Origin of the sequence: Cryobacterium sp. MP_3.1 (assembly GCF_035984795.1) — a bacterium.
Classification (GTDB): Bacteria; Actinomycetota; Actinomycetes; order Actinomycetales; family Microbacteriaceae; genus Cryobacterium; species Cryobacterium zongtaii.
This window is the reverse complement of record NZ_JAXCHV010000025.1, coordinates 19,663-33,021: the sequence shown is the minus strand read 5'-3', so window position 1 is coordinate 33,021 and position 13,359 is coordinate 19,663. Positions and strand designations below refer to the sequence as shown.

Sequence of the window (13,359 nt, the reverse complement as noted above, 5' to 3'; positions counted from 1 at the left end):
GAGTCGCTCAGAACGGAAACTCGGAAATCGGATCCCCGGGAAACGGAGCCTCCCTCGACGCGGTCTCACAACATGAGGCCCCAGACGATTGAGGACCAGGCCGCGGAGGTCGTGAAGGCCCCGAGCCCGGTTGCGCTGGTCACCGGAGCCGGCTCGGCGATGGGGCGGGCGGTTGTCCGGAAACTCCTGGAGAACGGCTATGCGGTCGCCGGCATCGACGCCAAGCCCACCGACGTCGCCGGCGAACAGCACCTGGTGCTCGTCGGCGACATGAACACCGAGGACGGCTCCAGACTGGCGGTCTCGCAAGCCATCGACACCTTCGGTCGGCTCGACGCCGCCGTGTTGCTGGCCGATATCGGAGCGTCCAGCACTCTGCACATCTCCGGAACGGAGGCAGAGGGGGAGCGCCTCCTCGCCCGCAATCTGAACAGCATCGCCCTGGGCATCCAGGCCGCTGTCGAGGGACTCTCGATCGACGGGCACCGGAGCATCGTGGCGACGGCATCCGTAGCGGGACTACTGGCCGATCCGGGCAACTGGGCATACCACGCCTCGAAGGTCGCCATGATCGACCTCGTGCGCTCTACAGCCCTGACCTATGCGGCCAGGGGGATCCGGGTGAACAATGTGGCCTCCGGTCTGATGCGGGCGGACGAACCGAATGACCCCCCGGCTACTCAGACCTTCGGCCGGGATTTCTCCCGCCGGATCCCACTCTTCAGGCTCGCCCAGCCGTCGGAGATCGCGGCGGTGATAGCTTTTCTGATCTCCCCGGCAGCGTCCTATGTGACGGGCACCACCCTCGCCGTCGACGGCGGGCTGACGGCATCCGCGGGGCTCGTGTTCTGAAGCGAGAGCGGCCGACAAACCTGCGAATGCCCTGACCAAATACCCGCGGCCCACGGAGCGAATGATCCACATGGCAGAATGACGCTCCGGGGCAATCCCTTGCGGGATCGGCACCGAAGTACCAGCGCGGAGTCCGCTCCGCCACGAGAGGCGGACGCATCCGCCGCGAGGGAGACACCGTGGGGACTCACACGACGCTGGACGAGATGCGCCAGGCCGACAGCATCCTGGCCGGCATCCGCTCTGCAGACGACCTGACCATCGCCGCCAGCCGGGACGGCGGCAACCGTGCCGTTCGCCTGCTCACCCAGGCCGCGCTCGACCCCACCGACCAGCTCACCGCCATAGCGGCCGTGCACTCGCTCGCCCAGGTGTTCGACGAGTCCGCCGACGACGTCCTGGTGTCGCTGCTCGAGCACGACTCGGCCTATCTGCGCGAACACGCCGCCTGGGCGTTCGGCACCAGGCTCCCGCGCTTCGATGCCGTCGGCGGCTTGCTGCAGATGGTCGTCGCCGGGGGCTTCTCCGGCATGATCGCCCAGCGCACCCTCGAGCAGTGGGCGGCATCCGTCCCCGAACACGTGGCGCTGGCCACCGAAGGCGCCATGCTCGGTGTCGCCGACCCGGCCGCCCGCGCCCGCCTCGTCGAAACCCTGGGCCTGATCTCCGGGCGGATCCCGGAGCGGATGCTGCGACGCATTGCCGGAGACGCCGGCGAAGGCCTGGACCCCCGGGCGGCGGCCGTGGCCGCCCTCGGCGACCGACCGGCCACCGACGCCGCCATCAGCCTGGTGACGGTCCTCGCCCGCGGTGACGACGACCTGGCCGACGTGGCCAGGCTCGCCCTGCTCGACCTGACCGTGCCCGCCTACCCGCGTGCGCCGTGGAGCCGGGGCCAGACCGTGGCCCAGTTGTTCCTGCACGCTGACATCGACCGTGAGCTCAGCCAGGTGGGGTCAGGTGACAACGGCGGCATCGCCACCCTCCTGGTGCGGCTGGGCGACGCCCTCGTGGCCGGTGACGACGGCTCGCCGGCCGTCGACAGGGTGCTCACCCTGTCACGCGGCGGACCCGCCGCCGCCCTGGCCTGCCTGCCGGAGGTCAGTTCCACCCTCTCCGGGCACGCCTTCGCGACGGTGCCGTTCCTGGGCGCCCCGATCTCCTCCGCCGACGCCTGGCCCCGCAGGGTGGCCGTGCAGCGCGGCATCCGCCGGATCCTGCGAGCCGCGGGCACCGTCGATGTCATGCACCTGCGGATGGCCGACGTCGGCACCCTCGCGGCTTCGACCGTCGCCCGCGAGCTCGAGATCCCCATCGTCTTCACCGTCGCCCCAGACCCGCACAGCGTCATCAACGCCATGGACGCCTCCGGCGCCCTCACCCGGGCCAACTTCGGCACCGTCGACGAGGTCGAGCACTTCTGGTTCCGGGCCCGCCTCGTTCAGCGGATCGCGGCCGATGCCGCGCACACCGTGCTCTTCCCCCGCCCCGAGCTGGAGCGGGACATGCGCGACCTCGTCGGTATCGACATCACGGCCCACCCCGAGCGGCACTCTGTCGTCGCGGAGGGCATCGACCTGACCGTGATCGAACGCTCCGTGCAGGTCGCCCGGCAGGCCGACCCCGCCGACTTCACCGACCTCGACGCCCTGCTTGAGACCCTGCCGGCGTCCCGGCGTCACCTGCCGCTGGCGGTCACGGTGGGCCGCTTGCACAGGGTGAAGGGCATGGCAACGCTCGTGCACGCCTGGGCGGATGACGCCGCCCTGCGGGAACGGTGCAACCTGCTGATCGTCGGGGGAGACCTGCTCACCCCGTCGGTCGACGAACGCCGTCAGCTCGACCTGATCGGCACCGCGGTGCCGCTGGACGCCGCCGCCGAACAGGGCCTGCTGCTGGCCGGCCACCGTGCCAACGACGCGGTCGCCCGCTGGCTGGCCGCCGCCCGGCATGGCCGGCCGGGCCTGGCCGCTCCGCGCGGCGTGTACGTCTGCGCGAGCATGAAGGAAGAATTCGGTATCGCCCTGCTCGAGGCGATGGCAACCGGGCTCACGGTGGTGGCCCCGGACGCCGGCGGGCCGGCGACCTACGTCGAGGACGGCACCACGGGGTTCCTGGTGAACACGGCGGATGCCCGCAGCCTCGCCGGCGGGATCACTGCGGCTCTCGATCTGGCCTCCAGCCCGTTCGGCGACGAGTTCGCCCAACGCGCCGCCGACATGGTCTCGTCGACCTTCGCCATCCAGGCCATGGCCGGAACCCTCGGGGGCGTCTACACCTCCGTCGCCGAGGCCCAGGAAGCACTCAACTGGGCGTTGAGCGTCTCATGACCCTCCTGATCATCAGCCCGGACTACGCCTCCCACCTGTTCCCGCTCGCGACGCTCGGCAGCGCCTGGCAGGCCGCCGGCGAACGGGTCGTCGTGGCCAGCGGACCGGCCACTGCCGGCATCGTCGCCGACTTCGGCTTCGAACGGGTGAACCTGCAGCTCGGCCGCGGGTCCAACCCCGGCACCATCCGCGCCGAAGACCAGCCCACCGGCGAGGACGACGCCCTGCGCGGCTTTTTCGACGCCACCAGGGTCGGCCTTGTCGAAACGCTGAGGTTCCAGGCCGAGGCGCGCAGCACCGACCTGCTCTGGAACCCCGTGGTCGTGGCCCGCGAGGTGCAGCGCATCGTCGCCGAAATCCGGCCGGACCAGGTGATCGTCGACCACCTCGCCTTCAGCGCCCGGCTGGCCCTGATCAGCGCCGGGGTGCGGCACGCGGACGTGGTTCTCGGGCATCCGTCGGCACTGCCCGTCGGCGACGAGGTCTACGGGTACCCGGGCGCCTGGCCCGCCGCGTTCACCCCTGACCCCCAGGAACTGGTGCAGCTGCGACTGCTCTGCGAGCGGGTGCGCGACGATTTCACCCTGGCGTGGAACGATGCGCTGCTGCAGCTGGACCCGACCGCGCCGCCCAGCGGCGACGCCTTCACGGAGACCGGCGACGTGCTGCTGCTCAACTACCCGGCCGAGCTGCACCCGGCGGCGCGCACGGCCCTCCTGCCCGAGCACGCCTTCCTCGGTTCCGCGGTGCGGAGCGAGGCCGACGACCCCCAGGTGACCCGCTGGCTGGCCGACGCCGACGAGCGTCCTCTCGTCTACGTGAGCTTCGGCAGCTTCCTGTCGGTGCGCGGCGATGTCCTCGCCCGGGTGGCCGAGGCCCTGCGCGGCCTCGACGTGCGGGTGGCGATAGCGGTCGGGTCCACCGACGCCGCCGAGCTCGGGCCCATCCCGGAGTCCTGGCTGGTGCGATCGTTCCTGCCCCAGGTGACGGTACTCGGCCACGCGGCCCTGGCCGTCACCCATGGCGGCAACAACTCGGTCACCGAGGCCATGACGGCCGGGGTGCCTCTGCTGGTGCTGCCGTTCTCGACGGACCAGTTCGCCGGCGCCGCAGCACTCGACGAAGCCGGCTTCGGCATCTCCCTTGACCCCAACACGGCGGGTGCGGATGCGCTGCGGCAGGCCGCCGCGACGTTGCTCGCGTTGAGCGATGAACCGCGGCAACGGCTGCGGGCGCTCAGCGCGTCCCTCGCCGACGGCGCGGGGCCGCAGCGGGCCTACGCGGCACTCCAGGGGGAGTCCAGCGACGCCCGACCGGCGGCCTGACCGGCGGCGCGGCTACGCGTCGATCGCGTAGACCAGCGACTCCTGCATCATGCCCAGCCAGTTGTAGACGTCGTTGACCACGTGCGCCTGTTCGTCGTCGAGCTGCGGAGTGCCGTGCGGGTCGATCTGCAGGCGGTCCGCCAGGACCAGGCGCAGGTCCGTGAGGGTGCGGAGCCAGGACTGCACCTGCTGCTCGGTGAGCACGATCGGCACCGGTAGCGGGTCGTGCGCAGCGGCGTCCAGGGAGGCATCCGCCGGCTCGTCGTCGCCGAGGGCGGCGAGTACCGTGGTGGCGTTGGCGAGCTTGCCCTCGAGCAGTCCGTCGGCAGTGAAGCGGCGGAACTCCTCGGCGGCCTCCGGGTCGTTCGGGTAGGCGTCGGGCAGCAGTCGCCTGATCGCGGGTTGGGCGAGCATGGCCGGGTCATCGGCGTCGACGGAGCCGAGCATCTGCAGCAGCTGGGACGTCACATTGCGCAGCAGGTCGACCTCGATGGGTTCCAACATGGCCGAGACCGTGCCGGAGTCTTCGCGGCGGAATTCCATCACGCTTCTGCGCTCATTCTTCGGCGCTCATTCTTCGGCACGGTCCAGGGTGGCCCAGAGCCCGTAGCCGTGCATCGCCTCGACGTGCCGTTCCATCGACTCGCGGTCGCCCGTGGCCACAATCGCGCGGCCGTTGTTGTGCACCTGCAGCATGAGGCGCTCGGCCTCTGCCGGGGTCACGCCGAAGTAGCTGCGGAACACGTAGGCCACATAGGACATCAGGTTCACCGGGTCGTCCCACACCACGGTCACCCAGGGGCGGTCGAGGGAGATCGCCTCTCGGACTCGGGTGGATTCATCGATCTGGGGCACCGGTTAAGCCTCACACGCCCGCGCCGATCCTGCCACCACCGGGGGAGAAGCGGCGCATGGCAAGATGGGGAGATCGTGAGACACCAGCACCCTGAGCCACCCGCATGAGCCGCCGCCGACCCGCTCCGTCCCTCTTCCCCCGTCGACGAGGCACCCGGGGCCAGAGTCCTCGCCTCCTGCTGACCCTGCTCCTGATCGGCGGCATCGTCGCGGGCGTCACCTACTTCTCCACCGACCAGGCCGACCGGCCCACGACCCAGGCGACGGTCCCACCCGGCGCCTCGTCCACCGCGCCGATACCGGTCCCTCCCTCCGAGCTCACCAGCGCCGAGGCGCTCGCGCTGGTCGCCGAGCTGCCCGACGCCGTCTACACCGACAACGGCAGCTATGCGGGCAACCGGGAAGAGCTGTTCGGCGACGCCTGGGCCTTAGATTTCGACCAGAACGGCTGCGACACCCGCAACGACATCCTTACCAGGGACCTCACCGGCACCGACATCGATCCGGCCACCTGCCGGGTGTACACGGGCATCCTCACCGACCCGTACACGGGCGAGACCATCGATTTTGTGCGCGGGCAGGACACCTCGGCCGACGTGCAGATCGATCACCTGCTGCCGCTGAAGGCCGTGTACGCCACCGGTGGAGAGGCCTGGCCGGCCGCGAAACGGGAGGCGCTGGCCAACGACCCGGTCAACCTGCTGGCGGTGAAGGGCACCGAGAACTCCGCCAAGTCCGATTCGCTGCCGAGTGAATGGCTGCCCGGTTTCTACCCCGACGTGTCCGACCGGCACGACCTGGGCCAGCGCGTGGTCTGGGACGACCTGCCGGAGGACACCGGCCTGCAGTGCTGGTACATCGACAAACTGGTGCCGGTCTTCGTCGCCTACGACCTCGGGCTCACCCCGGAGGACCGCGCGGCGATGACGGCCGTGCTCAGCACCTGCGACGCCTGAGCCTGACAGCCGCGATTCCGTTCAGCCCAGTGCTGACCGCGGGCCAGAGGATCAGGCCTGGGGCACGGGGGCGTGGTGCGGGCGGCCGGCGGCATGGCCGATGGCGGTCACCGCGAGGGTGATCACGGCGGTGAGGGCGATGCCCCAGCCGATGTGCACCATGAGCAGCAGGGCGCCGACGCCGGCTCCGGCCAGGATCAGCACGATCGCGGCGAAGCGGCGGAACCAGGGCTGGTTCTTGGCGCCGCCGAAACGGGAATCGGCGGCGAAGCCGGTGATGGTGGAGGTGACGACGACGGTGGTGACGTCCTTCACGGCGATGTGCCGGGCCACCGCAGCCTGCAAGCCCATCACAGCGGCCAGCAGCCCGGTCACGATCAGGTCGAACGGGGCCGGGGGAGTGCCGTCCACCACGAACAGGACGATCGACAGCGCGGCCATCACCACGCCGACCGCGCCGAACAGCACCGTCGACTCGGTGGTCCAGCCGACCTTGACGTGGCGCAGCACCCGGCCGCCGATCGCGGCCCCGACCATGAAGGTGAACAGCGCGATCAGCGGGCCCACCACGGGCAGGTCGTCGGCGCCGGCGATGGCCATGCCGAGGATGACGACGTTGCCGGTCATGTTGCCGGTGAACACCTTGTCCAGGCCGAGGTAACCCACCGCATCCGCCACCCCGGTGGAGAAGGTGAGGGCCAGCATCAGGCCGAGGTGCAGGTGGTCGGGCTTGCTGCGCAGACGGTGGATGACGGGGGTGGAGGGCACGGGTGTCCTATCGGCTCGGAATTGTCACGGTAGCGGCTGGTCGTCCCGGCCGCAAAACTGGCGCTACTCTCGACCAACGGGGATGCGCCGGCCGGCGTCGAGCCGGCTCCCGACCCACAACGGAAAAGGCGCATCCATGCCATTCGACGTCACGCCATTCGACATCCTGCAGCCCGGCACCGGGCCCATCCGCGGCGCGCACTACCTGCCCGCCACCCCGGCCACCGTGCTCTGGGGCCGGCTGCCCTGTGCCACGGATGCTCCGGTGCTCGTGATCGATGCCGGCACCGAGGTCACCATCGACACGGTCAGCCACGAGGGCGTGCTCGAAGACCAGGGCCGCGACCCGGTGGCCTTTTTCGCCGGCCACGGTGTCGACCGCGCCTTGGTGCTCGACGACGCCGTGCTGTTGGCCGCCTCGAACACGACCCGGGACCCCGGCGTGGACGGACCGCACCTGGTCACCGGCCCGATCCACGTGCGCGGCGCCCGGCCGGGCGACCTGCTCAAGATGACGGTGCTCGAGGCCACCCCACGGGTGCCGTACGGGGTGATCTCCAACCGGCACGGCCGCGGCGCCCTGCCCGGGGAGTACCCGCTCGGCGCGGGCAACGTGAGCGTCTTCGCCGCGCTGGAGGACACCGAAACCGGCCAGGTCGGCACCCTGCCGCTGGTGCCTGGCGGGGCGCGGAGCGTGCACTTTCCACTCCGGCCGTTCCTGGGCATCATGGGGGTCGCCGTCGCCGGCGACACCCGCCCGCACTCGGTGCCGCCCGGCGCGCACGGCGGCAACATCGACATCAACCTGCTCACCGTGGGCTCGGCCCTCTACCTGCCGGTGCAGGTGGATGGCGCGCTGGCCTACGTCGGCGATCCGCACTTCGCGCAGGGCGACGGCGAGGTGGCGCTCACGGCCATGGAGGCGTCCCTGCGGGTGACCATCCGTTTCGACGTGGTGAGCCGGGCCGGCGCTATCGCGGCCTTCGGCGAACTGGTGGGACCTCTCGCCGAGACCGGCGACTTCCTGGTACCGACCGGCCTGGACGTCGACCTCGACGAGGCCGTGCGCAAGTGCGTGCGCGCCGCCATCGACCTGCTCGCCGCCCGGTACGGCATGGACCGCTCCCTCGCGTACGCCTACCTGAGCGCCGCGACCGATTTCAACATCTCCCAGGTGGTCGACCTCGTCGCGGGCGTGCACGCCCGTATCCGGGTGGCGGACTTCGATGCCTGAGCCGCGGGTCGTCCCGACACCCACGTCGGTCACGGGCGAGCTGCCCGATGGGCTCCTGACCGCCTTCGCCGGCTATGAGGACGCGCTGGCCACCAACGACCTCGCGGCGCTCGACGCCTGGTTCGCGCCCGGCGAGAACACCCTGCGCGGCGATGCCGCAGGTCTGCTGGTGGGCCACGACGCGATCAGCGGCTTCCGCGGCGCCCGCAGCGGCACGGTGGCCAGGGCCATCCGGTCGCTGCACGTACGCGTGATCGACCCTCGGCACGCCGTGATCGTGTCGGTGAACGCCCCGGATGCCGGCGGCGCCGGCCTGGTCACCCAGCTCTGGTCGCTGTCGGCGGCGGGGGATTGGCAGGTGGAGGTGGCCCAGGTGGCCGCGCCGCCGGCCGCGATCACTCCCACGGTGTGGCGTCTGGTGGGCAACCCGCTGGTGGCCGCCGCCGCCTCGGGTGCTCTGGACGGTGAGACCATCGCCGTGAAGGATCTCTACGACATCATCGGCTTCACCGTCGGCGCCGGAAACCCGGCCTACCTGAGCGAGTCCACTCCCGCCACCGAGACGGCTGCGGCCGTCGCCGCGCTGCTGGGCGCCGGCGCGAGCGTGCGCGGTATCGCCCAGACCGACGAGTTCGCGTACAGCATCGCCGGCGACAACGAGCACTACGGCACCCCGCCGAACGTGCGGGTGCCCGGCGGGCTGCCCGGTGGCTCGTCGAGCGGACCGGCCGCCGCCGTGGCGCTGGGTCAGGCCGGCGTCGGCCTGGCCACCGACACGGCGGGGTCCATCCGGGTGCCCGCCTCGTACCAGGGCCTCTGGGGACTGCGCAGCACGCACGGCGCCGTCGACAGGGCCGGTCTGTTGCCGCTGGCGCCCTCGTTCGACACCGTCGGCTGGCTCACCCGCACGCCGGGTGTGCTGCGGGCCGCCGCTGCCGCCTCGCTCGACCCCGCGCAACAGACCAGCGCTGCCCAGGCGCATGACCCCACCCGTTTCGCCGTGTCGAGCGCGCTGGTCTTCGCCTGCGACGACGACGTGCAAGACGTATTCGTGGCCGGACTCGACGGGCTCACCCGGGCCGGGCTGCTGCCCGCACCCGACCTCGTCGATGTCGGCGACCTCGCCGAGGCGCTGCGCATCTTCCGTGCGATTCAGATGGCCGAGGCGTGGAAGTCCAACGGGGACTGGGTCACCGCTCACCCCGGCGTCCTCGGTACCGCCGTCGCGAGCCGGTTCGAAAGCGCGTCCCGCACCGACCCGGCCGCCGAGGCCGAGGCTCGCATCGCGCTGGCCGCCGCCCGCGACCGGTTGGACGCTGTGCTGGACGGACGCATCCTGCTGCTGCCCTCGGCGTCGTCGACCGCCCCGTCGCGACACGCGAACCCGGCCGCGATCGAGGCGACCCGCACAGCGACGCTCACCCTGACCAGCCTGGCCGGGATCGGCGGCTACCCGGCGCTGTCCGTGCCGCTGTTCGAGTCGCGAGGCAAGCCGGTGGGGCTCTGCCTGGTGGGACCGCGGCACACCGACCTCGCCCTCATCGACGTCGGGGCGAGGCTGGCCGCCGGGAGGTGATCACTCGAAACACGACTGAAACACCTGTTGCGTAGACTGGACATCTGAAACAGATGATTCAGAATTGCCGAAGGGTGAAACAGTCATTTCCAGTCTGCCGATCAATCCGCCGCCCCGCCTGCTGATGGGCCCCGGCCCGGTGAATGCCGACCCCCGGGTGCTGCGCGCCATGTCCGCCCAGCTCGTCGGCCAGTACGACCCGTCCATGACGGCGTACATGAACGAGACCATGGCGCTCTACCGCGGCGTCTTCAAGACCACGAATGAGCAGACCCTGCTCATCGACGGCACCTCCCGCGCCGGGATAGAGGCGGCGTTGGTGTCGCTGATCAGCCCTGGCGACCGGGTGCTGGTGCCCATCTTCGGCCGGTTCGGCCACCTGTTGCGCGAGATCGCCGAGCGCGCCGGCGCCGAGGTGCACGTGCGGGAGATCGAGTGGGGCACCGTGTTCACCCCCGCCCAGATCGAGCAGGCCATCCGCGAGACCAAGCCGGCGCTGCTGGCGATCGTGCACGGCGACACCTCCACCACCGTGGCCCAGCCGCTCGACGAGCTCGGTGACATCTGCGCCAGGCACGGCGTGCTGTTCTACACCGACGTGACAGCGTCGCTGGCCGGCAACACCTTCCAGGCGGATGCCTGGGGGCTGGACGCCGTGACCGCCGGCCTGCAGAAGTGCCTGGGCGGCCCCTCCGGCTCGGCACCGGCCACCTTCTCCCCGCGTGCCGTCGAGGTGATCAATGCCCGCAAGAGCATCGAAGCGGGCATCCGCGAGGCCGGCGACGCCGTGAACGCCCACCCGATCCGCTCCAACTACTTCGACCTGTCGATGATCTTCGACTACTGGGGACCCAAGCGCCTGAACCACCACACCGAGGCCACCACCATGCTCTACGGGGCCCGCGAATGCGCCCGGCTGCTCGTCGACGAAGGTATGGACACGGCCGTGGAACGGCACCGGCTGCACGGCGCGGCGATGCTGGCCGGCGTGCAGGGCCTGGGTCTGAGAGTCTTCGGCGACCTGGGACACCGGATGAACAACGTCGTGGCCGTGTACATCCCCGACGGTGTCACCGGCGACGCCGTGCGCGGGGAGCTGCTGAACGACTTCGGCATCGAGATCGGCACCTCGTTCGGGCCGCTGCACGGCTTGGTCTGGCGCATCGGCACCATGGGCTACAACGCCCGCAAGGACACCGTGCTGACCACCCTGGCCGCCCTCGAGCAGGTGCTGCGTCGCGCCGGCGCGAGCGTGACCGGCGGGGGCGGCGTCGGCGCCGCCTACGAGGTCTATCAGGATGCCGCGGGCGCATGACGACGCCTGATCCGTCGAAACCGCTCACCGGCGCCGCCGCCGTGCTGGAACGCTGCGACGAACTCGCCAGCCACTCCAGCCTGCCCGACGGCCTGATCGAACGGGTCTACCTGTCGCCGGAGCACGCCGCGGTGAACGCTCTCGCCGCCGGCTGGATGCGGGACGCCGGCATGGCCACCTGGCAGGACGCCGCGGGCAATCAGTGCGGTCGGCTCGAGGGAGCCACCCCCGGCTTGCCTGCGCTCCTGCTCGGCTCACACCTGGACACCGTGCCCTCAGCCGGCCGGTTCGACGGCATCCTCGGGGTGCTGACCGCCATCGCCGTGGTCGAACGCATCAACGCCGACGGCCGCAGGCTGCCGTTCGCCCTCGAGGTCGTGGCCTTCGGCGACGAGGAGGGCACCCGGTTCGGCACCGCGCTGCTCGGCAGCCGGGCGCTGGCCGGCACCTGGCTGGATGCCTGGTGGGAGCTCACCGACGAGGCGGGAACCACCCTGCACGACGCGTTTGTGGCCTTCGGCCTCGATCCGGCCGCCGTCACCGCCGCCGCCCGCACCTCCAACGACTTCGTCGGCTATCTCGAGACCCACATCGAACAGGGCCCGGTGCTCGAGGAGAACGACCTGCCGCTGGGCATCGTCTCGTCGATTGCCGGCGCGCGGCGCTTTCAGATCACCATCACCGGCAAGGCCGGACACTCCGGCACTCCGTGGACGCACCGCCGCGACGCCCTCGCCGGGGCCAGCGAGGCCATCGTGGCCATCGAACGGCTCGCCCGCGATGCCGACCTGATCGCCACTGTCGGGCACCTCGAGGTGTTCCCCGACGCCGTCAACGTGATCGCCGGCCGGGCCGAATTCAGCCTCGACCTGCGTGGCCGGTTCGATGCGGACCGCGACGCGGCCTGGCAGCGGATCGAGGCCCTGCTCGAGGAGATCGGCAGCACGCGTGGCCTGCACGTGGCCGTGCACCAGACGCACGCAGCGCCGGCTGCGCACTGCAGCGACCGGTTGCGCAGCGTGATCGCCGCGGGCATCCGTGCCACGGACGGCTCTGACGACGGGCCGGCGCCACTGGAGCTGCTCTCGATGGCCGGCCACGACGCGATGGCCGTGGCGCACCTCACCGAGATCGGCATGCTCTTCGTGCGCTGCGCCGGGGGAGTGAGCCACCACCCCGACGAGTCGGTCACCGAGGCCGACGTCGCCAGGGCGCTGGATGCCTTCGAGGCCGCCGTGCTCGCCCTGGCCGACGGTCACACCCTGCAGGACCCGGCATGACGCTGAATATCGGGCAACGCATCGACGGCCGCTACGGCGAGCTCTCCCCACAGGAGCAGCGCGCCGCCGACTTCATTCTCGACCACATGAGCGACCTCGCCGTGTACAACGCGTCGGAGCTGGCCCGGCTCAGCGGTGTGTCCAAGGCCACGGTGTCCCGGCTGTTCCGCCGGCTCGGCTTCCAGGACTCGGCCGAGGTGCGCGAGCACGCCAGGTCACTGCGCAACCTGGGCTCACCGCTCGGCGGCCCCGGCGCATCCGCCGGCACCCCCTCGCGGCTCGCCGCGCACGCCGAAGCCGAACAGGACAACCTGCGCCGACTGCTGGTCACCCTGGAGGACGGGCGGCTGGATGCCGCGGCCCGGCTGGTACGGTCGGCCCAGAACGTCGTGATCGTGGGGCTGCGCAACAGCTATCCGCTGGCGCTGCACCTGCGCCAGCAGCTGGTCCAGGCCCGCGACCACGTGCGCCTCGCGCCGCTGCCCGGCCAGTCGCTCGGCGAGGAGCTGGCCGGCCTCGGCCCGCGTGACGTGGTGGTGCTGATGGGCTTCCGCCGGCGGGTCTCCGGCTTCGGGGACATCGTTGCGGCCATCCGGAGCAGCGAGGTGCCGCTCGTGCTCATCGCCGACTCCTCTGCTCGCAAGTACTCCGACCAAGCCACCCACTGGCTCGAATGCCCGGTGGATTCGGTGTCGGCCTTCGACAGCTACGCCACGGCCATGAGCCTGATGAACCTGCTCGCCACCGGCGCGATGGGCGCGCAGGTGCGGGAGAGCCGCACCCGGATCGCGGCCATCACCAGCGTGTACGAGGACCTCGACGAGCTCGAAGTACCCTGGTGACCGCGCCGGGTTCCGGGTGCGGCGCG

Annotated in this window: 12 protein-coding genes; 9 read left to right on the top strand and 3 right to left on the bottom strand. The window is 71.2% G+C overall.

What is annotated here, in order from left to right:
• Positions 1–72: 72 nt before the first annotated feature.
• The 3 genes from RCH12_RS14250 (at position 73) to RCH12_RS14240 (ending at position 4,507) form a co-directional block, all read left to right on the top strand.
• On the top strand, positions 73–852 hold the full coding sequence (locus tag RCH12_RS14250; protein ID WP_165789103.1) for an SDR family NAD(P)-dependent oxidoreductase: 780 nt from the start codon (positions 73–75) through the stop codon (positions 850–852).
• Between the two features lie 179 nt (positions 853–1,031).
• On the top strand, positions 1,032–3,182 hold the full coding sequence (locus tag RCH12_RS14245; protein WP_103431611.1) for a glycosyltransferase: 2,151 nt from the start codon (positions 1,032–1,034) through the stop codon (positions 3,180–3,182).
• Positions 3,179–4,507, top strand: coding sequence for a nucleotide disphospho-sugar-binding domain-containing protein (locus RCH12_RS14240; protein ID WP_103431612.1), 1,329 nt, complete (start codon positions 3,179–3,181; stop codon positions 4,505–4,507). The genes RCH12_RS14245 and RCH12_RS14240 overlap by 4 nt, the downstream gene beginning before the upstream one ends.
• 12 nt (positions 4,508–4,519) lie before the next feature.
• Here the strand turns inward: RCH12_RS14240 and RCH12_RS14235 are convergent, their stop codons facing one another.
• The gene (locus RCH12_RS14235; RefSeq protein WP_327017300.1) at positions 4,520–5,050 is read right to left on the bottom strand and encodes a DUF2017 domain-containing protein; all 531 of its coding nucleotides are present in this window, start codon (positions 5,048–5,050) and stop codon (positions 4,520–4,522) included.
• Positions 5,051–5,077: 27 nt separating this feature from the next.
• Positions 5,078–5,362 carry an ATP-dependent Clp protease adapter ClpS gene (gene clpS / locus RCH12_RS14230; protein ID WP_243399198.1) on the bottom strand — a complete coding sequence of 95 codons (285 nt, stop codon included), beginning with the start codon at positions 5,360–5,362 and terminating at the stop codon, positions 5,078–5,080.
• A 104-nt stretch (positions 5,363–5,466) separates the two neighbouring features.
• Here clpS and RCH12_RS14225 point away from each other — a divergent pair, with 104 nt between their 5' ends.
• Positions 5,467–6,318: an HNH endonuclease family protein gene (locus RCH12_RS14225; RefSeq protein ID WP_327017294.1), complete on the top strand. Its 852-nt coding sequence runs from the start codon at positions 5,467–5,469 to the stop codon at positions 6,316–6,318.
• A gap of 51 nt (positions 6,319–6,369) precedes the next feature.
• Here the strand turns inward: RCH12_RS14225 and RCH12_RS14220 are convergent, their stop codons facing one another.
• Positions 6,370–7,086: a YoaK family protein gene (locus RCH12_RS14220; RefSeq protein WP_327017293.1), complete on the bottom strand. Its 717-nt coding sequence runs from the start codon at positions 7,084–7,086 to the stop codon at positions 6,370–6,372.
• A gap of 136 nt (positions 7,087–7,222) precedes the next feature.
• Between RCH12_RS14220 and RCH12_RS14215 the strand changes: the two genes are divergently transcribed.
• The 5 genes from RCH12_RS14215 to RCH12_RS14195 all read left to right on the top strand — a co-directional run bounded on the left by RCH12_RS14215 (position 7,223) and on the right by RCH12_RS14195 (position 13,333).
• Positions 7,223–8,320, top strand: coding sequence for an acetamidase/formamidase family protein (locus RCH12_RS14215; RefSeq protein ID WP_327017292.1), 1,098 nt, complete (start codon positions 7,223–7,225; stop codon positions 8,318–8,320).
• Entirely contained in the window at positions 8,313–9,896 is a 1,584-nt protein-coding gene (locus tag RCH12_RS14210; protein WP_327017291.1) for an AtzH-like domain-containing protein, read from the top strand. The genes RCH12_RS14215 and RCH12_RS14210 overlap by 8 nt, the downstream gene beginning before the upstream one ends.
• A gap of 124 nt (positions 9,897–10,020) precedes the next feature.
• Entirely contained in the window at positions 10,021–11,211 is a 1,191-nt protein-coding gene (locus tag RCH12_RS14205; RefSeq protein WP_327017299.1) for a pyridoxal-phosphate-dependent aminotransferase family protein, read from the top strand.
• A complete protein-coding gene (locus RCH12_RS14200; protein ID WP_327017290.1) occupies positions 11,208–12,491 on the top strand; it encodes an allantoate amidohydrolase in 1,284 nt (427 codons plus the stop codon). The genes RCH12_RS14205 and RCH12_RS14200 overlap by 4 nt, the downstream gene beginning before the upstream one ends.
• The gene (locus RCH12_RS14195; RefSeq protein ID WP_327017289.1) at positions 12,488–13,333 is read left to right on the top strand and encodes a MurR/RpiR family transcriptional regulator; all 846 of its coding nucleotides are present in this window, start codon (positions 12,488–12,490) and stop codon (positions 13,331–13,333) included. Before RCH12_RS14200 ends, RCH12_RS14195 begins: the two co-directional genes overlap by 4 nt.
• Positions 13,334–13,359: the final 26 nt, after the last annotated feature.

Excerpts from the sequence above, each read along its gene's own strand:
- RCH12_RS14205 (WP_327017299.1), top strand. The coding sequence starts at position 10,021 with ATGGGCCCCGGCCCGGTGAATGCCGACCCCCGGGTGCTGCGCGCCATG.
- RCH12_RS14240 (WP_103431612.1), top strand. The coding sequence starts at position 3,179 with ATGACCCTCCTGATCATCAGCCCGGACTACGCCTCCCACCTGTTCCCG.
- RCH12_RS14200 (WP_327017290.1), top strand. The coding sequence starts at position 11,208 with ATGACGACGCCTGATCCGTCGAAACCGCTCACCGGCGCCGCCGCCGTG.
- RCH12_RS14235 (WP_327017300.1), bottom strand. The coding sequence starts at position 5,050 with ATGGAATTCCGCCGCGAAGACTCCGGCACGGTCTCGGCCATGTTGGAA.
- RCH12_RS14250 (WP_165789103.1), top strand. The coding sequence starts at position 73 with ATGAGGCCCCAGACGATTGAGGACCAGGCCGCGGAGGTCGTGAAGGCC.
- RCH12_RS14215 (WP_327017292.1), top strand. The coding sequence starts at position 7,223 with ATGCCATTCGACGTCACGCCATTCGACATCCTGCAGCCCGGCACCGGG.
- RCH12_RS14210 (WP_327017291.1), top strand. The coding sequence starts at position 8,313 with ATGCCTGAGCCGCGGGTCGTCCCGACACCCACGTCGGTCACGGGCGAG.
- RCH12_RS14225 (WP_327017294.1), top strand. The coding sequence starts at position 5,467 with ATGAGCCGCCGCCGACCCGCTCCGTCCCTCTTCCCCCGTCGACGAGGC.
- RCH12_RS14195 (WP_327017289.1), top strand. The coding sequence starts at position 12,488 with ATGACGCTGAATATCGGGCAACGCATCGACGGCCGCTACGGCGAGCTC.